Origin of the sequence: Clostridium sp. TF06-15AC, assembly GCF_003481165.1 — a bacterium.
Classification (GTDB): domain Bacteria; phylum Bacillota; class Clostridia; order Lachnospirales; family Lachnospiraceae; genus Otoolea; species Otoolea fessa.
Window position 1 is genome coordinate 851,589 of record NZ_QUKS01000001.1, and the last position, 24,193, is coordinate 875,781.

Consider the following 24,193-nt stretch of genomic DNA (forward strand, 5'->3'; position numbering starts at 1 on the left):
TATCATCACCGTTTTCTTTTAGTTTTTACGGTTCTTTTCTTCTTCCTCCCGTCTGCCGCTCATCCATACATAAGCAGATGCGATCAGTCCGAGTGTCAGCATCAGAGCCGATGTGTTTACTCCGTCCTCTCCTGTCTTCGGAAGTCCCTGTGCAGGAATGTTTTCAATCGGCACTTCCGCCGGCTGCTCCGGAAGCACCGGTTCTTCGGTGACTGTCCCCGGTCCCGCAGAGGTTGTCTTCTTTCCGCCAGAACTGGAACCGCCGCCTCCATGACCGCCGTGGCTTCCGCCACCCCCATGATCCGGGGTTGGATCTGGCTTCGGAGCTGTCTTTCCGTTGACAAAGTTTACTTTCAGGGTTTCGCCGCCTTTGATTGCGCCCATATAAACCACAGCGCTCTCCACGCCGGTGGCCGGGTTAATCACACTGCTTACCCCTTTTTTGGCTGTCATCTGCTGATACGATTCTTCATCGCAGATCACATAAATATTGGAATCCACCTTATATCCATCTGGCGCCGCCTTTTCCTGAAGGTAATAGACCACTCCCTCTAAAAGTGCATAATCAATATTCAGGGTTCCGTTGGTCGTCGAGACGGTATAATTTAACTCTTTGTTGTCCGGATCGTACTCAACCCAGCCATAATATCCATCTTTTACCAGTTTCTGGCTCTTCGTCCCATCTTCATTTTCTACCGTTTCATAGACCGGATCCACATAAACACAGTATTTTGTCACATCCGTTGTCTTCTGATTTCCCTGTTCATCTGTCTCCGTCTTGCTGTCTATATACCAGAGATAGAACGAAGTCTGCCCCTCGCCCTCGTCGTCTCCGAGCTGGTTGCCATCCGTATCTACCTTGGTCAGGTTGAAGGTACCATCCTGCTGTTTGAGAACCATGGAACTGTACCAGTTCCAGGCGGAATTCTGATAATTGTTATCTGCACGTTCGCCATCGATATTGGTTGCCATGGTAAATGCAACCCAGGTAGCTTCTTCCGATGAGACGCCCGATTTTAAGAGTGCATTAAAATATGCATTTGCCTTATCCCATGCACCATCCGTTTCATTTAACTTATCCGCCATATAATCGCCGATCGTCATCTCACACCCATCCGTCGCCCAATTTCCATGACTATGACCGTGACCCAGATTTTCATTTTCCAGGAATTTTTTCATATCCTCCTGGCTGCCGACATTGAAGCTGAAAATATTCTGATAAAAATTATCATACTGACTGCTGGAATGAAGCAGCATCGGATCCAGAGAAGCCAAGGAAGAATTTCCGGTCTCTCCCGCTCGCGTTAGTTCATTTGCCGCTGCTTCATTCTTGGAAAGCAGTTCCTCGATGGTCGTGTAGGAAGTTCCTCCTTTCTCATTGTAGTATTTAAGAACTTCTTTTTCTAGTGTCGTGTTATTTTTAGAAAGATATTGATTCAAGGCATCCTGAATTTTATATTTTGATGCCCGGATTGCATCAATCTCACCGCCACGCACCCACGGAGCATAATATTTACTTCCATCCGCCTTGATCGCATAATTGTTTTTTCCGCCGGACGGAATTGATTTTACAACATACTTTCCAGAACCTTTTGGGGTTTCTTCCACCTGTGCTTCATTAAAATCGCAATAATAGCAATCATATTTTTCTGAATACAGATAATATTTTTTTCCAATCTTATAAACCGGATCTCCAACATTAATATCGTTTTTCGTTAATTTGATATAGGATGTCGTTAAATTTCCGTTCTTATCAATTCCGTACTGGCGCTGAGACTGCGTGTCTTTCAATGCCTCATCAATCAGATTTTCAATAACTCCTGTTGTGCTGGAATTCTTTATATCATACTTGGGAGAAAGAAATCCCTTCGTATAATCATCCGGCAGTTCCTGTCCGTCAAATCCAATGACTCCTGTCTGATCCTGATTGCTCATGTCCGGTGTCGATACGATAAAGCTGTTATTTTTATACACATATGTATGTTTGGAACCGTTGGTAATATAAACATCAAATACCATTGTACATCCCGGTTCCTCATACGGACAGACTGTTCCATTTTTTATATTATAGCTATATTCAACTCCATTGAAAACCTGACGGATCGTATTTTGTCCGTAATACTGTGCATTTTCCAGCTCGTCCGCACCTTCTTTAGTCTGGAACCACTGTTCAAACTGCTTCTTTCCAGCCGCATTGATCTCTTCCATCACCTTGCTCAGCTCAATCGTCTGGTCACCCTTGGCATCTTCTTTGATATTAAAGGTTACCTTAAATTTTCCAGTTTCTTTATCATAAAAATATTCATAATCCTTCTCTTCCGGTAAAACAGGTTTTACCTCTGTCTCCTGGCTGCCGCCCGTCTGGTTTCCGGAATTATCCACATTTTCCTGTCCATTCTGAGAATTAGAATCTCCGGCTGCTCCCGACGCCGAACCTGCAGAGCCTGTACCGGAATTGGCATCCGATTCGTTCTTTTTCGAGTCGGACGGCGCACCCGGAATAATTTCTACCGTGTCAGACTGAGATGGGCGTTCGATCGAATCGTATGGATTATCCGTCTGTTCACCCGACGGATTCTGACCGTTTTCTTCCCCTGTCTGGCTGTTTCCATTTTCATTCACAGAACCCACAGTTCCGGCTTCATTTCCTTCACCAGCTCCATCTGAGCCCTCATCTCCAGAAACATCCACTACCGTAGAACCATCCTGCACTCCAACAGTATCTTTCCCAGCAATATTCTCTGCCTGTTTTCCAGTATCAAATACTTCTTTCTCCATCCACTTATCCAGATCGACTTTCTCCTGCGTTCCCGCTGTGTCCACACTTTCTTTGACAACTGCCGCATCATCCGCATAAGCAGTCGCCGTACCGAAGGAACTAAACGACAGCATCAGCGCCAGCAATACTGCTATCGGACGGCGCATCTGATTTTTATACTTTCGTCTCCGGCTCCTTCCCCTGATTTTTCTCTCTTTCATCCCTTTACCTCCCTTGATAGATCTATTTCCAGATGCAGCAGCGTATAAACATTTCTTTCCGGTCCGTTTCTATGTTATGTCTTTCTGTCTATGCAGTTACTGCATCATGGTAACGTATTTTACTTTTCCACATCTGGGACATTCCCCATCTTATTCTGCGTTACTGTTCACGCATACGTGCCCAGTAACGGAATTTGCCGTGGCTTCGCATTTAAATACGGCAAATTCCTGCTGCCACCACGTTTTCTTACGGCACTTTCGGTTCCAAAAGTGCCTACCCGTGAACAGTTACTATTCTGCCGATTCATACGCATATAGAATTGTCCGGGCATTGTTAAATTCATAGCTGCATGTCACAAATGAATACAAACGCACGATCATCCCCTCGACCGGCGCGGACGCGCTCGCGCCCGCTGTCATCTGCTGAATATATGACGCAAATTCTTCTCCCGATGCAAACTCCGTTTTCCGGCGGATCGCATCCGGCGATGTGCAGACAGCCGCCAGGGCTTTTAAATGAATCTCCCGCTCCGGCGTATAAAGAATGATTTCTGAATGCTGATCGAAATAGCCCTGATCCTTGTATCTGGAAATGTCCTTAAACATACTTCCATTTTTCATGTGATGACCGTACAGCACATTATGCAGGGACGAAAAATCTGCCTGATCGGCATAGTCCAGAAAAATCGTGCCCGCCGTGCTCTTCTGTCCGTTCAGGTCACGGTGCAGGTAATAATCATTGTCCTTCCCCTGAACCACCGGATAATTGATCTGAGTTCCCGGAATCTGAATCCAGGCAACGACATCCGGATTCTGGAAATCCAGCGCTGCGAAATCAATTGCTGACACATATTCTGTCTCCTTTATTGCATTCGTCTCACCTATCTCATTTTCCACTTCTGGCACTTTTTTCTCCGGCATTGTTTCTCCCGTCGTCCCTGCTTCCGACATTCCCACAACCTGGGCAGTCAACTCTTCCTGCGCCTTCTCCTGACGCATTTCATCCCATTTATGCATTACCACCCCTGCTGTACCGAACGCCAGACAGATGACAGCTATCACAGCCGCTGCTTTCCGTGTCCACTTTTGCATCGATCCCTCCATCTTTGCCCGTGAAACGTTCTGCGCCTTTATTTATTAAGCAAATTATATATTTTTATAAATGATGTATTAATTTGCATACAAAACGAAACAGATAACAGCATAGTTTTAGGACAGCGCCATTATTTCTGGCGCCGCCCTAAAAACCTGCTCTTATAACCGGGCAATTTTTATTTTTCTATGTCTCGTCTTACTCTTCCGTCTTTTTTCTGCCCGTCATTAATACATAAGCTGCTGCCATCATTCCAATTGCCAGCAGAGCCATCGGCACATCCATCCGATCCGTATCCCCGGTCTTCGGAAGTCCTTCTGCCGGTACAACCGGCTGAGGTTCTGGTACAACCGGCGTAACCGGTTCCGTCGGCTGTGCTGCCGGTCCCGACGCGGTTGTGGTCGAAGACTTTTTACTGCCAGAACTACTTCCGCCGCCGTGACCGCCGTGGCTTCCGCCTCCGTTATTGCCTGGATTCGGGGTCGGGTTAGGATCAGGTCCCGGTTCCTGGCTTCCATGTTCTACCACATATGATACGGTCGGCTTCGGGAATTCTTCTGGCCGATACTCATTTCCACGGCTGTCTACCGGATACAGGACCGCCTCCTGATTGGTATAGAGCCCTTCATAGTGCTGGCTGCCGTCCCGGTCATATTTTCCATATGTTCCATCCGCCGTCTTTGGGTTTATCAGTTTTACGGTATAGGTCAGCTGCACCGGTGCAAAGTTTGAAACTGGTTCATTTATATACCAGGTAAACATCTCTGTCTCTGCCTTATTTCCCGCATCATATACCACTTTAAAACGATAATTCTGCGGTCCCGGTTCTCCGTCTCCAAAATACCAGGTGTTGCCCTCCTGATACATAGAAAGCGCTTTTCCCCCTACTGTCAGCTGGTCTAAGTGATCGAAATCAAAGTTATAATCCTCTTTCACATAGCCCATATAATCTTTCACAACAGAACCTTTATCAACGGCATACAAAATATCATTTTCTATACTGTCAAATGAAACCTGCTTTCCATTCGCGAGGTACCGCATGAAACTCATTCCCCACTCATAGTTACTTGCCGTTCCGAGCGGCGTAATCGGCATCGCATAGCAGTGATATCCTTCCGAAGCTGCCTGTGCATACGCCTCGTATGAAAGATATAATGCCTTATCGATCGAATTCACATATTTTCCTGCTTCCTCCACCGGTGTAATAAGCGATACCTCCGGTTCCGTTCCATATGGATAGTCGTGTGTATCCTTCTGCTCTGAAAGTCTGGCTTCTATGCCGGTCAGCCATGCATTCCAGTCCGCCGGTGCCTGATTATTTCCATACTTGGAATTCCAGTTATCCGGCCCTGCAAAATGTTTCGGAGAATCTGCCATAAATCCCCAGGCAACCGCCGTCGGATTCTCATTAAACATATAGGTAATACCATCACTGACAACTACCAGTGTCTTACGTTCATCTGCCACTCCTGTATCCTGGTCTAACATCGATTTACCCGCTAAAATACCTGCGTGAAGATTGGTTCCACTCTTAATCTCCTGACAAATGGCTGCTTCAATCGCCTCATATTGGGTCTCCAAATCCATAAATCCATCCGTATGGGCTTCCTTGTTAAAGAGCACTACTCCCACTTTGACCTTTGCTCCCTTTTCCTGCACTTCTTTCTTGAGGTTCTGAAGCATTTCCAACGCCTGCTCTTTCAGTCCCATGCTGGTTGATTTATCTAAGACAAGCACCACATCACTTACCAGTTGCTCCTCCGCTGACGGCAAGGACAAAGCCACTTGAGACTTAAAATTTTCATCCAGCTGTTCCGCTGTCTTCGATTTAGAAGTTCCTCCCTCTGGAATCGTCGGAAGTTCTCCTCCCGGAATCGTATATGATACAGTCGGTTTCGAAAATACTTCCGTTTTTCCTTTTTCCTGATCGCTTCCAACCGGATGCAGCACTGCTTTCTGGTTCGTATAAAGTCCATCATACTCTTCGCTTCCGTCTTCATCGTACCGTCCATACGATTCTCCTGGATTGTTCTTCGGATTTACCAGTTTTACCGTATAGGTCAGCTGCACCGGTTCATTATTTTTTACCGCCTCATTCATCGTCCAGATGAAATGTTCTCCTCCTTCCTTATCCGACGGATCGTATTCCACCTTAAAACGATATTGAGCTGCATTCACGTCTTCATTTCCAAAATAAACGGTATTTCCATCTTCCAATTTAGAAAGCTCCCTGCCGCCAACGGTCAGACGGTCGATGCTCTTTAAGTCAAAATTGTAATCATCCTTGACCCAACCCATATAATCTTCCACAGTCGAGTCCCGATCGACGGCATAAAGGATGTCATTTTTGATATCTTCAAAACTTACCGTTTTTCCGTCTGCCAGATATTTCACAAAGCTCGGTCCCCATGGATAGCTTTCACCAGCAGATGAACCAATCGGCATCGCATAGCAGTGATACTGTTCCTTCGCCGCTTCCAGATATGCCTCATAGGAAAGATAGAGTGCTTTATCAACGCTATTGGCACGTTCTTTTCCTTCACCAGGTGGGGTACATGGCGTTAAATCTCCTTGCTCATATGGATGGTCAAATTCATCGCCCTGTGCATCCATCTGCGCTTTGATTGTACCCAGGCGCTCGTTCCACTCATCCTCCGATAATGCTTTATTATTCCCATATTTAAGAATCCAGTTATCCGGTCCCGCCCAGGAATGTTCTGAACCATCATTCTCAAATCCCCAGGCAACCGCCGTCGGTTTTTCCCCGAAAATATAGGTAATGCCATCGCTTAAAAGCACCAGACTCTTTCTTCCTGCTGCCACCTGTGTATCCTCATCCAGCATTTTCTTGCCTGCAAGGATTCCAGCCGAAAGATTCGTTCCGCTGCTAATATCCTCACGGATCGCTGCCGCAATCGCATCATACTGGGTTTCCAAATCCATAAAGTCAGACTTGTGCGCTTCTTTATTGAAAATAACGACTCCAACCTTTACTTTTGCGCCATTTTTCTTTGCCTGCGCCTGCAGCTCCTTAAGCATCTCTAACGCCTCATTTTCCAGCTGCACGCTGGTAGATTTATCCAGCACAAACACAATGTCATTTTCCAGTTTTTCCTCCGCAGACGGAAGGGAAAGCGTTACCTGGGATTCAAAGTTTTCGTCCAGATTGGTAGCTTTTTTAGACTTCGAAATCTGCCAGTGTGGAATTTCTTCCACTTCCACTGCCGACAAAACAGCTACGTCTGTCAGACCAAGCTCCATCGTGGAAGTTACAAATGCGGCTGCGGATGCATTCTTAATGCCTACCGTTTCATATGAATCCCCCAGAATGCGTTCGAAATTGTCTTCTTCTGCTTCGTCGCCTACAATCGCCTTATTTTTTTCGTTTTCATCGTTCTCGTCCTCTTCTTCTGCATCAGGCGGAGATGCCATTGCAGCTGAAGTCAAAAACATCGAAAAATGAGCCGAACGTGATACCTGAACTGAATCTTCGTCCTGGGCGCTGTCATTTTCTGAATCCGATGTATCTGCATCGGATGTATCTGCACCAGATGTATCTGCATCGGATGTATTTGCATCGGATGTATCTGTTTCGAACGCATCCATGTCTGCTTTTTCATTCTCGTTCTCAGAATCCGGTTCCGATAAATCTTTCTTGTCATCCGCTGCTTCCGATTCTTCTTTTATTTGATTGTTACCTGCATCTGAAGCATTTTCCTGCTCTTTTACATCGTCCTCCAGAGCCGTATCCTCTTCTGTGATATCTTCACTTCCTGCCGGAACTGCACTTTCCGGTTCTTTTACCTCATTTTCTATCTCGGCCGGAACCGCTTCCTCTGTCTCCAGCCCAACCTGCTTTTTTACTTCACCAAATGGCGCAACCGTCATCCATGCACTGGCTCTTCCATCCACCAGAATCCGTCCGGTGCGCTCTTTTGAAGAAGAATTGGTCATCAGGAAAATAATTTCTTCATTTCCGCTGATCGTATACTGATCCATGTCCTCTTCATCCTCTAAGCGGGCATACATTCTCAAAGTAAGCCGGTCGTTTTTCTTCTCGAAATCTGGATGCAGTTCATATAGATTTCCTTCTTCAAACAGTCCCTCGTAGGTTTCTGCCTCATCGCCGGAAAACGTAAACGCATCCTCTTTTACTGTCTTCCCTTTTTTAGCAGCATCCCGGATTGCCTGCCTGAGGACTTCTTTTTCCAATGAAAATTCCTGTCTTTCATCCCCTCCTTCGGATGTGGCAGCTGCAAATGCGGCTGTATTTGCCACGCTTGTGCTCAACATACTGCTGCACAAAAGCACTGACATGAAACGCCTTGACTGACGTTCAAACCAGCCTTGACTGTAACTTTTCCCCTTTTTCTTCGCTTTTTTCATTCTTTTTGCCTCCTGTCTTATCTATCATCAACACAGGTCCCCTTATGCGGATTTAAATACCTCCATTCTGCACCGCTTTCACGCCATGTTCCCGCAAAAATGGCTCGTACAGTTCCTCTTCTGCTTTTTTCCGCGCTGCCACCGCATCCTCAAGGTTTACGAAGGTTCCAAGGTTGTACACTTTTCCCTGAAAGCCGATCGCTGCCCTCCACCGGGAATTTTCCCGCTGGTAGACGCCTCGGTAGCCGCTTGTATTATTTGCCGTATTTTTCTGGTTGGCGATCCGTTCCAGGCAGGTTCCGCCTACAAAATGAATCGCTTTTTTCATGTTTTTCTTTCGTGTCTCCGCCTGCAGACATCCACAGCTCTTGGTTTTTCCCGCGCACAGGCTTTCTTTGGACACCTCAATCAGGCGTCCGCAGCTACAGACACATTTCCAGTATTCACCTGTCCGTTTGGAATTATCCGCCTCTTCAAGCACTTTCAAACGTCCGAACTGACGACCTGTCAGATCGATCCGCCGACTGGACGGAAGATCCTTCCGATAGCACCCGCAGCTTTTCGTATGCCCTGTTTTCAGATGGGACTCCTCCACGGTCTTTTCTTTCCCGCAGTCGCACCGGCACAGCCAGTAATGGCGGCGGCTTTTTTCTGCCTGTTTTATCTCCCGGCAGACGGTCAGGCGTCCATACCGGCGCCCCGTCAGATCTTCTCTCACATACTCCACCTCCCCGGCTGACATAATGGGAATTATGTCATATCCACCTGTTTTGTTTTTTCTTTAATTTGCAAGGTTTTTGTCGGATTTTGGATAAAATATCTGTACTTTCAAGTACTGTTTTTTAACGTCTTTGTAGGTTGAAATTTTTTCTCAGAAGTGATAAACTTGATAATAAAATCATATATTTAGATATGTATGCAGATTTTTTTCATTTCATGACATAATTCCCATTATGTTTTTCGTCAATTTTCCCTATCAATCAACAAACCTAATTCCAACTGTCTGCGGCACGCTTCACGGCTGCTGATGATCGTATAACGTCTTGTCGTTTCCACGCTGCTGTGACCCAGATAGTCTGCCAGACGGACCAGATCGTGATCGCGCTCGTAAAATATCTTGGCAAACAGATGGCGCAGATTGTGCGGATATACCTTGCTCGGAAGAACACCTGCTTCGGCGCAGACGGATTTCATGTCCGCCCACACATTCTGTCTGCGGACTGCCTGCCCGCTTCTTGTGACAAAAATACTGCCTCTCACAATCCGCTGCTTCCGGCAGTACTGCGTCAGATACAGCATCAGCGACTGCGGCAGCAGGATCACCCGCTGTTTTCCCTTACAGTCAATCACTACTTCCCCCTGTGCCAGCGATTCCGCTGTAATATATGAAAGCTCGCTGATTCGTATGCCCGTGCTCGCGATCGTCTGCAATATCGCACAGAGGCGTTCATCGCCGCGCTCCCGCGCCGCCTTAACTAACTTCTGATAATCGCTGCGCGTCATTTCCCGTCTCTCATCACAGAAAATCCGCTTCTGCACCCGGAACGTGCGGACACAGTATTCCTGTCTTCCGATAAAATGAAAGTAGCTGTTCAGAGACGCCAGCATCGAATTGGCGCTGGACGTTTTATAATGAGCTTGCAGATATTCCTTAAAAGATATAATTGTATTTTTATCCCAGTCTTCATCAGCAAACATCAAAAACTTTCTCACGTCCCGGCAGTATTTTTCGATCGTGTGGCTGCTTTTTTCCTGTTCTCTCAAATAATCCCTAAATCGTTCCAATTCATTTTGTGTTTCCTGTTTCAATGCGTTCCCTCTCTTTCTCACGAAACTTTCTCGCGTATTTGTTTTTTCGAAGCTGTTTCTTCTTTCACAACTGTGACCACTTTTCTATTTTCTGAAAAGTAATCTTATAGTATACGCACCGGAAACAGAAATCTCGCAAAAAAAACATTTTTTCTCTTTTAATCGGATTTTTGCAGAACCAGATATCATTGCGCCCGAAATTTTTTCACATGGACTCTCTTTGATCTTCACAATAAAAACAGGACAGCCGCTCCCATATTGCTCGGAACAGCTGCCCTGTTTTTTCATATATTTTCTTTTATATTCTTTTTACTCGTCCGCCCGGATCGCCCAGCGCATCTTCGTTGAGCGGGCACGCGGGTTCTGTACGCACTCCTGCGCGGACGGGCGCACCACATCTTTGGAATATTCTTTATAGATACCGGCGCGATATCCCTCTTTGAGCGCCGCTTTCACCAGTTTATCCTCTCCGGAATGGAAGGTCAGGATCGCTGCCCGTCCGCCCGGTCGAAGCGCATTCGGAAGCTTCTCCATAAACTCATAGAGCACTTCAAATTCCTGGTTTACATCGATCCGGAGCGCCTGGAAAACACGCTGACAGGTCTTCTTGACTGTCTCCTTTTTCTCCTTTTCCGGAAGGAAATCCAATGTTTTTTCAATGATTTCACGGAGTTTCGTGGTCGTATCGATCCGGTTTCCACGGCGGATCTCATCCGTGATCGCTTTTGCCAGCTCCTCGCAGTACGGTTCGTCTGAATTTTCGTACAGCATGCCCGCCAGCTCCTCACGCTCGATCGTGTCAAGGCACTCGGCGGCGCTGATGCCTTTTTCCTGATTCAGGCGCAGGTCCAGCGGTCCATCTACCTTGAACGAAAAGCCTCGCTTCGGATTGTCAATCTGCATCGAAGACACGCCCAGATCGGCTAAAATAAAATCAAAACCACCCGCTTCTTTGGCAATCTCATCGATTGTACAGAAGTTCTGGAGACGGATTGAAAGCATGTCCTCGCCATAGCCCGCTTCTTCCAGGCGTTTCCGCGTCTTGGCGGATTCCTCCGGATCAACATCGGTCGCATACATATGTCCCTGCCCTTTCAGGCAGGCCAGCATCGCCTTCGTATGTCCGCCGTATCCTAGCGTCGCATCAAATCCGACCTGCCCCGGCTGGATCTGCAAAAAGTCCAGAATCTCCCGCACCATAATGGAAATATGCATGCCTGCTGGTGTATTTCCCTTCTGAATCACGTGCTGGATCGTGTCCTGATACTTCTCCGGCTGCAGCTCTTTATATTTTTCTTCAAATTTTTTTGGATATTTTCCTTTATATCTGACACGCCGTTTGTGTGGTGTCTGATTTTCCTGATCCATAAAAGCCTCCCATATCTGCTTAGATTTTCCATTGATTTTCCCATCTGTCAAATCGAAAATCATATTGGTTCAAGCATATATGGAAGGCGTTCAAATGTCAATTCTTTCTTGATTTTTCCAGATAAAACGCAGCATCATAGGTATACAATAAAGGCGTTTTGGTTGAAATGTTTCTCCGGGCAGATGTTTGCAGATGAGCCATCAAATCTTTCTGTATATAAAATACTCATTCTCCCCAATGTCTGACGCTCCTGCCTGCCCGGATACTCCTTTTCAACGTGCATAGTATGACAAATTGTGTGGTGTTTTGCATCGGCGGAATACTTGACACGGCATCCCGCTTTCAATAAAATGATTATATACCGTACATTGATGTACGATACAATCCCTTTTTAGCTAATTTATATAATTTTTACTTATTTTTCATGTAATTATACACAACTATGAGTGTAAAAAATTGCATCAGAATCCTACATGACAAATATACATGATTGCGCATCTTATGGATATCTAACAGGAGGTTTTATGACGCACGATAAAAAACGGCTGCTCTCGATCGGCGAGGCAGCCAAAGCGTTGGAAGTGACCCGGCGCATGATTTTAAATTATGAAGACAAGGGTCTTATTCTGCCGGATCAGAGAGACGGTATCAATGGAAACCGTTACTATACAGCAGACACCGTCTCGCGCATCCGGAGCATCCGCATTCTGCAGAATCTCGGTCTGTCGCTGGATGATATCTATGCCTATTATCACGGCACGACGGATCTGGAGCCGCTGATCACTCGTCTGGAAGATCTGCGTGACGAGATCAGCCGGAATATTGAGAAATTAAAAGAACATTCAAAAGGGCACAATGACTTTGAAATCCGACAGATAGAACTTCCCGCCCAGACCGTTTACTGCCAGGATCTGCATTCGACAGAACTTGAAGACAAGAAAGAGCAATTACGTGGCGTCTTCATCAAGGCGATCCGCCAATATGGTTCTGACACCACCCAGCATATGTTTTTCACCGAATACAACCTTTCGAATCCGGGCGATTTTACCTGCTGCATCGCCGTCCCGCCGGAAAGCCGGGGTGAACATCTCGTCACCCTGCCTCGCCAGAAAGCGCTCTGTATCTTTTATCACGGTGCTTATGAAGGTCTTCCTGTAATTGTGAAGCATCTTTGTGCGTATGCAAACAAATATCAGATTCCATTAAAGGGCACCGCCCGCCACCTCTATCTGGAGGGACCGCCCCAGCACAAAAATCCTGAGAATTTTCTGACGCAGGTAGCGGTTCTGATGGCGGATGATACCCTTTAACCAAAACTTATTTCTCTAATTTTATTATTTTAATTCCTCTGGGCGCAGCACGCATTGACCCACTCTATAAAGTTATCGGCCGCGGCAGCCCGCATGGACATAAACAAAGCCCTGATCCGTATAATCCGTAAAACTCCGGTACTCCGTCAGATCCTCCTGCGCCGCATATCCCGGCGTATTGACTGGAAATACGATCGGCTCCGAACGTGCCTATCTGTATCCAGAATCACTGCCTTACACTTCAATCGCCCCAAACCGGAACGAATACAGGTAGCGCTCCGCCACCCTTTTTCCTGTCATCTGTTCTAGTGCGCGGGTATAGTAGCGCACCTGTGCCTCATAGCGGCGGATCAGAATGTCTGAATTTTCCACATAATCTGTCTTATAATCCACCAGAACCAGCTTGCCGTCCTCCTCAAAAAAGGCGTCGATGATACCCTGTATCAGAATCCGCTCATCCGAATCCCAGTCGCCCATTTCGCGCGCCGGAATACCGATGACGAACTGTTTTTCCCGGTACAGTTTCCCGGCTGCTGCCGCTCTCTGCATGCGTTTTCCCAATGAACTGGCTGTCAGTTTTGCCAGATCTGAGCCGCGCACCAACGCCGCCGCCTCGGCATCCATCCGCCCCTCAGCCGCCAGCTTCGCCGGAAATGCATTTAACTCCTGTCTCGACATTGCCTGCTCAAACGGCAAAAACTGCAACACACGGTGGTACGCTGTACCGCGCGTCGCGCCGCCTTTTTCTTCCTGCTCCTTCTCCATAAACACTGGCAGCGTCGGCAGAAATACCATCTCCTCCTCTTCTTCCTCCATGCCCTTTTTCTTGAGTTCAGAAACGGACATCTTGGTGTTGAGACTCAGATCGTCCAGGTATGGGTACTGGAAATGGTAGTTGCTGCTGATGATCGATTCTATTTCCCTGATATTTTCGAGCCGATTTTGCGTGTTTGGATGATTCTCGTCATTCGACAAATGGCTGTCCTCCCCCGCCAGCCACCGCAGCCACTCTCTCGATAACGTCTGGCGTATCTGCGTGCCAATCTCACGGTCGATCTGGTCGGAAAGCGTTTCCATCTGATATGAAATCCACGGATTTTTTTCCGGAATACTCATCAAAATCCAATCCAGATACGAGGAAGCCAGCGTTAGAATCGTATACGGAATCGCCCCGTGTTCGGCTGCCACTGCGCTCCACTTCGCAATCCGATCCTCCAATTTCCGGGAGGATGCCGTCAGAATCAGTTTTTCCTTCGCACGCGTCAGCGCCACGTAAAGAACGCGCAGTTCCTCGCCCAGCGCCTCCAGTTCCATCCGGCGTTTCATCACATTTTTCTTGAGCGTCGGTCCCTTGATGCGCTTCTCGCTGTCCAGATAGTCGGTTCCGATTCCCAGATCCGCGTCGATCAGAAGTTTCCCCCGCGTATCCTGCTTGTTAAAATTTTTTCCCATTCCAGCCACAAACACGATCGGAAATTCCAGTCCCTTGCTCTTATGGATACTCATGATCCGCACCACCGTTCCCTCGGAATCTGCCACCGGCGCTTCACCAAAATCTGTATTGTATTTTTTCAGCTTCTCAATATACCGGATGAAATGGAACACCCCCCGGTAGCTCGTCGCCTCATAGGCTGCCGCTTTCTCCACCAGCATATCCAGATTGCCGCGCCGTCCCGCCCCGCCCGGAAGCGCCGACACATAGCAGTAATAGCCCGTTTTGTCGTAAATCCGGTAGAGGAGTTCGTGCATCGGCAGGTAAACAGATTCCTGGCGGAATGTATCCAGGAGAGTAAAGAGTTTTTGGAGTTTTCGGCGCAGGTTATTCTTTTGAATTAATTTATTTTTTTGAAAACGAAACGCATCCGCGATCGACGACTCGTCACTTTCGTCATTCGACTTCACCGGTCCATCCTCGTTCATATACTCCACAACCGCCCGGTAAAGCCCTGCATCCCGCGACCGGTCAACGCCCGCCTTATGTTCCGCCACAATCCACGCCATCTCCTCATCAGAAACGCCGCCAAACGGCGATTTGAGCACCGACGCCAGGGGAATGTCCTGCATCGGATTGTCGATGACTGCCAAAAGATTCAGCACCGTCTCGACTTCCAGCGTATTAAAATATCCCGTCCGAGACTCTGCGACCGCCGGAATCCCCTGCGTCGCCAGCACCTCGATAAATTCTTCCGCCCATCCGCTGACGCTTCGAAGCAGAATCACAATATCCCCGTACTGCGCCCGACGGTAAGCGCCAAGCTCCTTATCCCAGATCGTGATCCCCCGTTCTTTATCCGTCATCTCACGGATCTTTCCGGCGATCATGCGCGCTTCCAGCTCTCTGGCGGTGTAATCGGCTGCCTCATCATCTAACTCGGGGGATTCCGTCTCTTTCTGCGGCTGCGCCGACAAATCCACCAGCAATAGCTCCGTCTTTAACTCATCCAGGCCATCCCGCTCTTCAAAGGCTGCGCCCGGATGCAGTGCCGCATCTTCCGTATAGGATATATTTCCCAGCTTTTCCGTCATGATACGGTAAAAAATCGCATTGATCGATTCCAGTATGTGATCCCGACTTCGAAAGTTCTGGTGAAGCTCGATCTTCTGGTGCGCGCTCTCCTCCGACGTGTATGTGCTGTATTTTTCCAGAAATAATTCCGGTCTCGCCAGGCGGAATTTATAGATACTCTGCTTGACATCGCCCACCATAAACACATTCGGGCGGTCAAAGCGTTCACCGCTGATGCACTGGATCAGCGTCTCCTGAACCAGGTTGCTGTCCTGGTACTCGTCCACCAGAATTTCGTCGTACTGCACGGCGAGCTCATCCGCGACTGTGCCTGGTACGCGCACTGTCCAGGCATCTTTCCCTTGCATCTGATCGGTTTCTTCTGCACTTGAAGTTTCCTCCGCCTCGGAACATTCCGCTTCCGGTTCTGTCAGAATCTCCAGCGCAAAATGTTCCAGATCATAAAAATCCACCACATTTTTCTCTTTCTTCTTCGCCCTAAACCGCCGTCCAAATTCCTGCGCCAGCTCCAAAAGTTCCAAAATACGCTCTTTTCCAGCTTCCATATCCGCAAGCATCTGCTCCGGGGATGCAAACAGATACTCTCCTTTTAACTTTTCAACTGCTTTTTTGACCCGGCTGCGGCAGTCGGAAACAAGCGCCTTTTTCTCCGGATCGACCTCCCCGTTTTTGCCGCGGATCGCCGCCAGACGCGAAAACGTAAATTGTTCCAATGCCTCCGAGATCGTTTCAAACGAACCGGCTGCCCCACAGACTGCCTCCGCATGGCGCAGATCTTCCTCGATCATCGGCAGGTACGGCATCGGTCCCCCCGTCTCCTGGCAGATCTCCCACGCCTCCCGAAGCTGTATTTTCCACTCCTGCGCCTGCAATGCAATATCACGCAAAAGGAACTGCATCCACTCCGTCTGCTCCAGCTCTCCCTGTTCGGTCAAGAGCAGCTCCTCACGGCATTTTTCATACCACGCATCCGGCCACGGGTTACTCTGGGCGAAATTGTAGACCTGCATCACATACTCGGCAATTCCATCGTCCGCCTTGCCCGTCGCGTACGCGTCCACAAACTCCTCATACCGTTTCCCGCCGTCGCGGTAATAATCTTCCAGCAGCCCATCCATCACATCAGCGCGCATCAGAAGCATTTCGCCCTCATCGCCGACCCGGAATGCCGGATCGATGTCCAGCCGGTCAAAATGTTCCCGCATGATATGCAGGCAGAAGCTGTCGATCGTCGTGATCTGGGCAAACTGAACCAGAACTGCCTGCTGCTGGAGATGTTCATTTTCCGGCTCCGATTCCAGTTTTTTCTCAATCGCCGCCTGGATCCGCTCCCGCATCTCCGCCGCTGCCGCCCGGGTAAAAGTCATGACAAGCAGGCGGTCTATGTCCTTCGGGTTCTCCCCCTCCGTGATCATCCGGATAATCCGCTCAACCAGCACCGCGGTCTTGCCGCTTCCGGCCGCTGCCGACACCAGGAGGCTTTTCTCCCGCCCCTCAATTACCTGCTTCTGTTCCCTGGTCCAATTTACTGCCATTTCTCGCCCTTTCCTTTTTCATGACTGGTTCTTCTTTCATTCCCACAGTCACAGCCAAACACAAACTTACCGTTCCGTTTCCTTATCCTTTTCTTCCATCTTCCCCCAGATCTCCTCCGGGCTCAGCTTATCAAAACGCCGGAACTGGTAGCCGTCCGTTTTCAAATCAAATCCGCACACACTGTGGTACGGGCAATAATCGCACGCCGTTTTCTGGCCGTTTTTGTACGGCGACGCCGCAATGTTTCCATCCAGAATCTCCCGCCCCATATGCTTCATTTTCCGATTCACATACGCGCCCAGCACACGGAATTTTTCTTCCCCTGCCGCCTGCGAACGCCGCTCAACGATCGCCTCATTTTTAATCGAAACCGGCACAACATCCGAATCCGCCGTCGCCTCCTCGCCCAGCCGGTTATCCAGATGTGCCAGTGCCTCCCGATCGCCGTTTACCAGCCCGTTCATCCGCAGTGCCTTCAAAATATCGGCATTCGTCTCCTCCTCCGACTCCACCGGCTTGCGCTCCACCATCGGATCCTCGATATGATAATAGAAAAGCCCCGCTGGAACCACCGTTTTATCCGGGTATTCCCGCCCGATCTTCTCCATCGCCGCATCCATGTAGACGACCAGCTGCAGCTGCAATCCATAATAAATATCCGTCAGATCAAATTTCGTTTTTCCCGTCTTGTAATCAATGATCTTAAGGTACAGCCGGTCGCCATCCTCGCAGAGATCGATTCGGTCAATCCGCCCGCGCAGATGGATCGCCTCCTCGCTTGAAAGCGGAATCCGCATCGCTTTCAGGTGATCCATCGGTGAAAAACTGACCTCAAACCCGGCTGGCTCAAAATCACCTTTTTTTAGCTGTTCCGTCAGTGCCCAGATCGTCCGATCCGTGATCCGGTATACCTTCCGTTCCAGATACTGGTTCCGGTACGAGCTTCCCAGAATCGCATTGCCGTATTCCTCCGTGACCGACGCCACACACTCCGCCACCATTTTCTGGCGGTCTTCCTCCGAAATGCCGGAAAACAGACGATTTTCCTCTTTCATCCGCGTGAAATACATGTCGATCGCCGCATGGAACAGATTTCCGATATCCGACGGGGCAATCTCGTACATCTGCCGTTCCGACAATTCCAGCCCATATGAAAGAAAATGTGCATACGCACACGACGCATACAGCTCCATACGCGTCACACTGCCCCGCAGAATCGGGCTATAGAGCGCCCGCGCCGCCGCCTTCCCGATGCCCGTATCCTGATAGGTGTAAAATGCAGCATCCGAGAGCGCCTGCATTTCATCCCGGTACGATTCTGCCTGAATAAAGTATCGGTACAGCGATATAAACTGGTCATTTTCCCCGCTTTTTTCATCCTGCAGTCCCCGAAGCACCCAGCTCATGCCAAGCTCCGGCGACCAGAGCGCTTCCTTCTCTTCCTCCGGCTGTTCCAGACGTTTCTCCGGAAATAATTTAAGCAGCTGCAGCATCAGACTCGAAGGACGCATCGCTTTTCCCTCGGCAGAGGACGCCGCACACGACAGATAGAGATAGTCCGACGGCTTTGTCAGCGCCAGATAGAGATAAAATCGCTGCAAAAAGCTTTCCTCCCGCGCGGTCGGCGCCAATTCTACCTGCATTTCCCGCAGCGCCCGGCGATCCGCCTCCGAAAGGATCCCGCCGCGTCCCGAAACAGACGGCACTATCCCGTCATTGACTCCGGCAAAAAACAACACTTTTATATTGGAAAGACGGGTTCGCGTGATATCGCCGACCACTATCCGGTCCACGACCGCGGGGATCAGTCCTACCTTGATCTCCGCAAAACCGGCGTCCAGAATCTCTGCATACTCCCGCTGTCCCATGATCTCCTCGCCGAGAAGCGCCACAATCCGGTCAAACAGATCCATCACCAGCCCATACACCTGCCCATACTCCTTGGCAAGACTCATATCGCCCACTTCTTCAAACTGCTGCGCCATCGCCGCCAGCTTCTGCTCCATCTCAAATGCTTCGAGAAAATGGACCAGCGCCTCCGTCCGCTCGCGCACCGTTGCTTTGCGGTTGGAAAACACCTCCCGAAGCGGCAGAAATGGTGTGACAACCGCCTCGCGGAACTGATTTAACTCATCCAGATTGATAAGCTCAGCCCCCCGGTACACGCGCTCCCATGTGCTGTTCCACCGCTTAAACCCGCGGATTCCAAGCGCAATCACATAATTTTCCGCCTGATAGATCACTTCCGGTGAAAGCCCCGCAAGCGGCATCACCAGCCCTGTTTTCAGGAATCGAAACACCGATTCATAGGAAAAGCCCGATTGCAGCACCTCCAGCGCCGCCCGGATTAGTTCCACCATCGGGTTACTTAAAATATTTTTCTTATAATCAATAAAACACGGGATCTGATTCTTCTCAAACTGCCTCAGAATCTCCCGCGAATATGTCTCCAAGTCGCCGGTAATCACCGCGATCTCCCGGTAACGGATGCCCTCCGATGCCACCAAACGCCGGATTTCTCCGCATAAGAAAGAGATTTCCGCCTGCGGGGTTGCTGCTTCAATTAGACGCAGGCTTTCCCGACCGTGTTCAGCCGCAGCCCCGCTTTCGTTCCCGCTCCCAGAATGATACACCTTTCCTCTATATCGGAACAATTCATTTTCAATAAATCCCAGTTCCGGGCTGTCCTTAAATCTCCACATTGGTTTTTCTTTCAACAAAATATCCTCATCCCGGCTGCATCCGGCAGCTGCAGCACGGTCAATCAGACGGCAGACGGTATGACGGCTCATGTAAAAGAGCTTCTGCTGCACGCTCTCGCGGTACGGGGTGTCCTCCGGATCCATCGTGACCGTCACGATCACCTTCCGGCAGCACCGGAATAAGAGTTCCAGAAGCTCATACTGGATCGGCGTAAAGCCCGTATAGCCATCCAGCGTCACAACGCTGTCGCGGATGAGCTGTGACTGCGGCAGCACCCGGCAGAGAAGGCTTAAAATTTCTTCTTTTACGATCACTTTTTCCTCGGTATACGCCTGGAATGCCCGGTATAAAACCTGCATATCCAGAAGCTTCTGGCGCAGCAGCGGGCTTTTCGTCTCCCCGATCAGCGTCTCCAGCTTTTCCTCCGTGATGCCGTACTGGAAAAACTCAGACAGCATCGATTTGATCTCGCTGATAAAGCCCGCCTTGTCCAGATGCCCTCCGAACAGGTGCAGATTTCCCCGGACGCCCGATGAGACGCGCCGCAGAACCATCGATTTTCCCATATCATCCAGCACCGCCAGATTTTCAATCGCTAGTTCCTCAAACACCCGGTATGCCAGACGCTCAAAACTGACAATATCGATATTCATCACGCCATGGTTCGGATGCAGCATCACGATCTCTTTCTGCGTCTGCATCGTAAACTGTTCCGGCACCAGAGCAAAAAAACGTCCGTCCGGCTCTTCCATCGACTGACGGATCAGATTTTCATACAATGTCCGTGTCTTTCCCGAACCGGAACCACCGATTATAAATTGCAATGACATAGTTTTCCCTCTGTCTTTCTGTCTATGTTTTCTGTCAGATACCAAAGCACTTCCGCCCGGATGCATCCCGGATTCCCATTTCTTCCCGGTATTTCGCCACGGTCCGCCGCGACAGCGTGATCCCCGCTTCCGCCAGTTTTTCTGACAACACGCGGTCACTGAACGGCTTTCTCGGATTTTCCGTTTTGATCAGATGGCGGATTGCCTCCCGCGGATCTTTGCCTGTTTCCATCCGATTCACCACTTCTGCCTGAACCGCCGTTTCTTCCTGATCCGCCGCCTCTTCCCGATCTGCCATTCTTCCCTTATCCGTCATCCCGAATCTCCCCGCATCCATGTGTCTTGAAAAGAAATATGACAGCGGAAAGATCCCCCAGCGGCATTGCAGATATTTTTCACGCACTGTCCGACTCAGCGTCGGCTCGCTGACCCCCAGCGATTTAGCCGCCTGTTTCTGCGTCCACGGAGCCAGTTTTCCACTTCCTTTTGCAAAAAACTCCTCCTGTACGCACAAAATCTCTTCTGCCAGCCGCGACAATGTCCGATTGCGCTGCCCAATGCACTGGCAGACCCATTCAGCCTGTCGGATTTTTCCCTCGATGTAGTCCTTCGCCTCCGTCTCGGTATCTTTCTGCTTCATCAATGACAGATAATACGGATTGATGGCAATCTGCGGCAGTGTCTCATCGGAAAGCTGCATTTCAAATCCGTGTTCCGTCTGTGAGATAATTATATCTGGTACGATATATTTATCATAGCTCTCATCCCCATATCCGCTTCCCGGTTTGGGATTCAGCTCCCGGATCCGCGCTGCTGCCAGAAGCACTTCCTCCAGCTTGCAGGAGCATGCACGGGCAAGCTGCTTCATCTGGTTTTTTCCCAGCAGATCCAGATGGTTGGAAATGATGCGTGCCGCCAGAATTTCGGTTCGCATCGTTCCATTCTGAACAATATCAATCACCGCGCCGCCGTCCTCTGCCAGATAAGACAGCTGCATCAACAGACACTCCTTCAGCGACCGTGCCCCGATCCCACACGGTTCCAGCCTGCCAAAATTTTTCCAGATCCGTTCTCCTTCTGTCTCCTCAATTCCCAGCCCAGCGCAGAGTTCTCCAAAATTCACGCTGAGATATCCGCTTGCATCCAGATTTTTGATCATATAGCGGAATATTTTTTCTTCTCTTTTCGTCAGATGCAGCATACACGCCTGTTCCAGAAGTGATTCCAAAAGCCCCTCCTGACTTCGTCCCGGCTCTAATCGCCCCGCCTCTTCTTCCTCATCCTGATAATAGGTCTGGTTCTGGCGGTCAAGGCTGGCAAGTTCTTCAAGTCTGCGGATTTTCTCGTTCAGCTCTCCATTTTCTTCCAGCCGTCCGTTCTCCGGCTCCCGCTCTTCCAGATCCACCACCGGATTTTCCAGCGCCATCTCTTCTATGTACTCTTTCAGTTCTATCTGCCCCATCTGAAGAATATTTGCGGATTGTATCATTTTCTGGGACAAGGTCTGTTTGAGCTTTAACTCCTGTTTCAGTTCCATCGTACCACCCCTGAAAATATGTAAAACGCCCAGATGCCTCGCCGTTTCTGCCTGCGAAGTACCTGGGCGTCCTGTCTTTTGCCTGCCTAATTACTGATCCAGCTCGTCCTCGCCGACCAGCTCATCATATTCCTGCTCGTCCAGAAGCTCGTCAAACGCATCTGCCACGATCTCATACTCATCGTCGTCCTCGATGTTTTCCAGGTTCGGCTGTCCGTTCTCATCCTCGCTGTAACGGTACAGATATACCTCTCCATCCTCTGCCTCGATGTCATCCATCGGAAGAAGGGCAATATAATCCTTACCGCCTGCCGGGAAAATCGTCAGAACAACACACTCAATCTCTCTGCCGTCATCCAATGTCAGGGTCACGGTCATCTCCTCGCCGTTGTCAATCTCTTCCTGCGTCATATTCTTATTATCTGCCATATTTTACCTCTTTCTTTTCTATGCCTTTTCTACGTCCCACAAGATCCGTTGGCGGAATCCTGTCTTGACTCCACTGTATCAGAGTATTCTGTAAAAATCAAGACTTGACTTCCTCATTGTCCTCTTCATCTGCCGCCTCGTTACTGTTCACGCATACGTGCCCAGTAACGGAATTTGCCGTGGCTTCGCATTTAAATACGGCAAATTCCTGCTGCCGCCACGTTTTCTTACGGCACTTTCGGTTCCAAAAGTGCCTACCCGTGTACAGTATCGCCGCTTCATTCCGATACGCCGCCATCTATTCCCGCACCTCATCCGGCACCTGTACGCGCATTCCACGTGCAAATGCCCGGTTTAAGCGGATTGTGTGCCGTGCCAGCGGGTTAAACAGCATATAGATGCAGAATACCGCCTCGATAAATTCGATTGCCGCCGCCATCACCAGCATAAAAACCAGCGGAAATGGCAACCACCAGCTCATCTGAAGCAGTGATACGCCGCCCCACACGATACTCGCCCCACGCCCGATCAGCATCAACACCGTAAGCACCGGGCTCTCCCGCAGCATAAGCATATACCAGCCATAAAAAATAAACGGTCCCAAAAGCGTCATGACCGCATTTATTTTCTCCATTCCATAGACAAATGTCATAATCAGATAAAACAGGCAGTACAGAACCCGCACCCCCGTCAGAATCCGTACCATCCAGTGCAATGTCTCATTCTGCTCCCCGTAACCCGGAAGTGTTTTTTCCATCTGTTTTCCCCACATTGCCCATTCCCGCTGCACTGCAGCGTACTCCGGACGATGCTTTCTCTTTATAAATCCCATTCAGAGTCCCCTCTCTAATATTCAATTCCCCGCCGCGCCAGGATTTTCCGGTCAAACGGATGCTTGATTTTTTCCATCTCTGTCACGTAATCAGCCCGCAAAAGCAGCTCCTCCGGCGGTTTCCGCCCCGTCATCACAACTTCCAGATCCGCTGGTCTGTGATCCAGAAAATCCACTATATCCGCCAGCTCCAAAAGTCCCGAAGAAAGAGAAGCGCAGACCTCGTCCAACACCAGCAGAACATCGCAGGTTTCACAGAAATCATTCTCTTCTGGTGCTTTCGAACCGTTCTCTTCTGCTTCCCCACACCGCTTCACTGCTTCACGGCACGCCGTCTCAAACATACTTTTATAATAATCCGCTGCCTCCCGCTTCACCTCATCGGTCATTTTCCACGTGAATCCAAATGTTTTTTCACAGGGAATCAACGTCACCTCCGGGAGCCGCTTTAAAATCTCCACCTCCCCAGACTGGTCCGTTTTTAAAAAGCGGGCAGCAACTACCTGTTTTCCCGTTCCTGCCGCCCGGACCGCCAAACCGATCGCCGCCGTCGTCTTTCCTTTTCCGTCGCCGCAGTACAGATGTACACATCCCATATATTTTTCCTTTTCTTTCTTTTTATCTCGCTTTTCAGCGCACCGATACCAACTATCTTATCATATCAAACTGCCAACCACAATATTTGCCCGATTGAAAATTTACATTGAAATATTCGGCAGTTACTGTTCACGCATACGTGCCCAGTAACGGAAATTTCCCCCATATACGGAATCTGGCGGTCTGATCCTCTAAGGACCAGAACCGCCAGAAAACCAAAATCAACAATTCAATTTTTACCAAACTTCAAACTTCT

13 protein-coding genes are annotated in these 24,193 nt (G+C 49.2%); 1 reads left to right on the top strand and 12 read right to left on the bottom strand.

Features of this window, described 5'->3' with window-relative positions:
• Positions 1 to 18 precede the first annotated feature (18 nt).
• The 6 genes from DXC57_RS03855 to rsmH all read right to left on the bottom strand — a co-directional run bounded on the left by DXC57_RS03855 (position 19) and on the right by rsmH (position 11,635).
• On the bottom strand, positions 19 to 2,979 hold the full coding sequence (locus tag DXC57_RS03855) for a hypothetical protein (RefSeq protein WP_118651218.1): 2,961 nt from the start codon (positions 2,977 to 2,979) through the stop codon (positions 19 to 21).
• Between the two features lie 291 nt (positions 2,980 to 3,270).
• Complete coding sequence (gene srtB / locus DXC57_RS03860) at positions 3,271 to 4,071, bottom strand: class B sortase (protein ID WP_182457195.1); 801 nt, start codon at positions 4,069 to 4,071, stop codon at positions 3,271 to 3,273.
• Positions 4,072 to 4,270: 199 nt separating this feature from the next.
• Positions 4,271 to 8,458: a vWA domain-containing protein gene (locus DXC57_RS03865; RefSeq protein ID WP_118651222.1), complete on the bottom strand. Its 4,188-nt coding sequence runs from the start codon at positions 8,456 to 8,458 to the stop codon at positions 4,271 to 4,273.
• A gap of 52 nt (positions 8,459 to 8,510) precedes the next feature.
• Positions 8,511 to 9,176, bottom strand: coding sequence for a hypothetical protein (locus DXC57_RS03870; protein ID WP_118651224.1), 666 nt, complete (start codon positions 9,174 to 9,176; stop codon positions 8,511 to 8,513).
• A 245-nt stretch (positions 9,177 to 9,421) separates the two neighbouring features.
• Complete coding sequence (locus tag DXC57_RS03875; RefSeq protein ID WP_118651226.1) at positions 9,422 to 10,267, bottom strand: tyrosine-type recombinase/integrase; 846 nt, start codon at positions 10,265 to 10,267, stop codon at positions 9,422 to 9,424.
• Between the two features lie 309 nt (positions 10,268 to 10,576).
• Positions 10,577 to 11,635, bottom strand: a complete 1,059-nt coding sequence (gene rsmH / locus DXC57_RS03885) for a 16S rRNA (cytosine(1402)-N(4))-methyltransferase RsmH (protein ID WP_118651230.1) — start codon at positions 11,633 to 11,635, stop codon at positions 10,577 to 10,579.
• Between the two features lie 525 nt (positions 11,636 to 12,160).
• Here rsmH and DXC57_RS03890 point away from each other — a divergent pair.
• The gene (locus DXC57_RS03890; protein WP_118683898.1) at positions 12,161 to 12,946 is read left to right on the top strand and encodes a MerR family transcriptional regulator; all 786 of its coding nucleotides are present in this window, start codon (positions 12,161 to 12,163) and stop codon (positions 12,944 to 12,946) included.
• Between the two features lie 234 nt (positions 12,947 to 13,180).
• On the opposite strand, the gene addA is transcribed toward DXC57_RS03890, so the two are convergent.
• The 6 genes from addA to DXC57_RS03925 all read right to left on the bottom strand — a co-directional run bounded on the left by addA (position 13,181) and on the right by DXC57_RS03925 (position 23,936).
• Complete coding sequence (gene addA, locus DXC57_RS03895) at positions 13,181 to 17,008, bottom strand: helicase-exonuclease AddAB subunit AddA (protein WP_118651234.1); 3,828 nt, start codon at positions 17,006 to 17,008, stop codon at positions 13,181 to 13,183.
• Between the two features lie 66 nt (positions 17,009 to 17,074).
• The gene (gene addB, locus DXC57_RS03900; RefSeq protein ID WP_118651236.1) at positions 17,075 to 20,542 is read right to left on the bottom strand and encodes a helicase-exonuclease AddAB subunit AddB; all 3,468 of its coding nucleotides are present in this window, start codon (positions 20,540 to 20,542) and stop codon (positions 17,075 to 17,077) included.
• A 34-nt stretch (positions 20,543 to 20,576) separates the two neighbouring features.
• Positions 20,577 to 22,079 carry an RNA polymerase factor sigma-54 gene (gene rpoN / locus DXC57_RS03905; protein ID WP_118651238.1) on the bottom strand — a complete coding sequence of 501 codons (1,503 nt, stop codon included), beginning with the start codon at positions 22,077 to 22,079 and terminating at the stop codon, positions 20,577 to 20,579.
• 90 nt (positions 22,080 to 22,169) lie between these two features.
• On the bottom strand, positions 22,170 to 22,508 hold the full coding sequence (locus tag DXC57_RS03910) for a DUF1292 domain-containing protein (RefSeq protein ID WP_022358993.1): 339 nt from the start codon (positions 22,506 to 22,508) through the stop codon (positions 22,170 to 22,172).
• 298 nt (positions 22,509 to 22,806) lie between these two features.
• Entirely contained in the window at positions 22,807 to 23,340 is a 534-nt protein-coding gene (locus tag DXC57_RS03920) for a hypothetical protein (RefSeq protein WP_118651240.1), read from the bottom strand.
• A gap of 14 nt (positions 23,341 to 23,354) precedes the next feature.
• The gene (locus DXC57_RS03925; RefSeq protein ID WP_118651242.1) at positions 23,355 to 23,936 is read right to left on the bottom strand and encodes a cob(I)yrinic acid a,c-diamide adenosyltransferase; all 582 of its coding nucleotides are present in this window, start codon (positions 23,934 to 23,936) and stop codon (positions 23,355 to 23,357) included.
• Between the last annotated feature and the right edge of the window lie 257 nt (positions 23,937 to 24,193).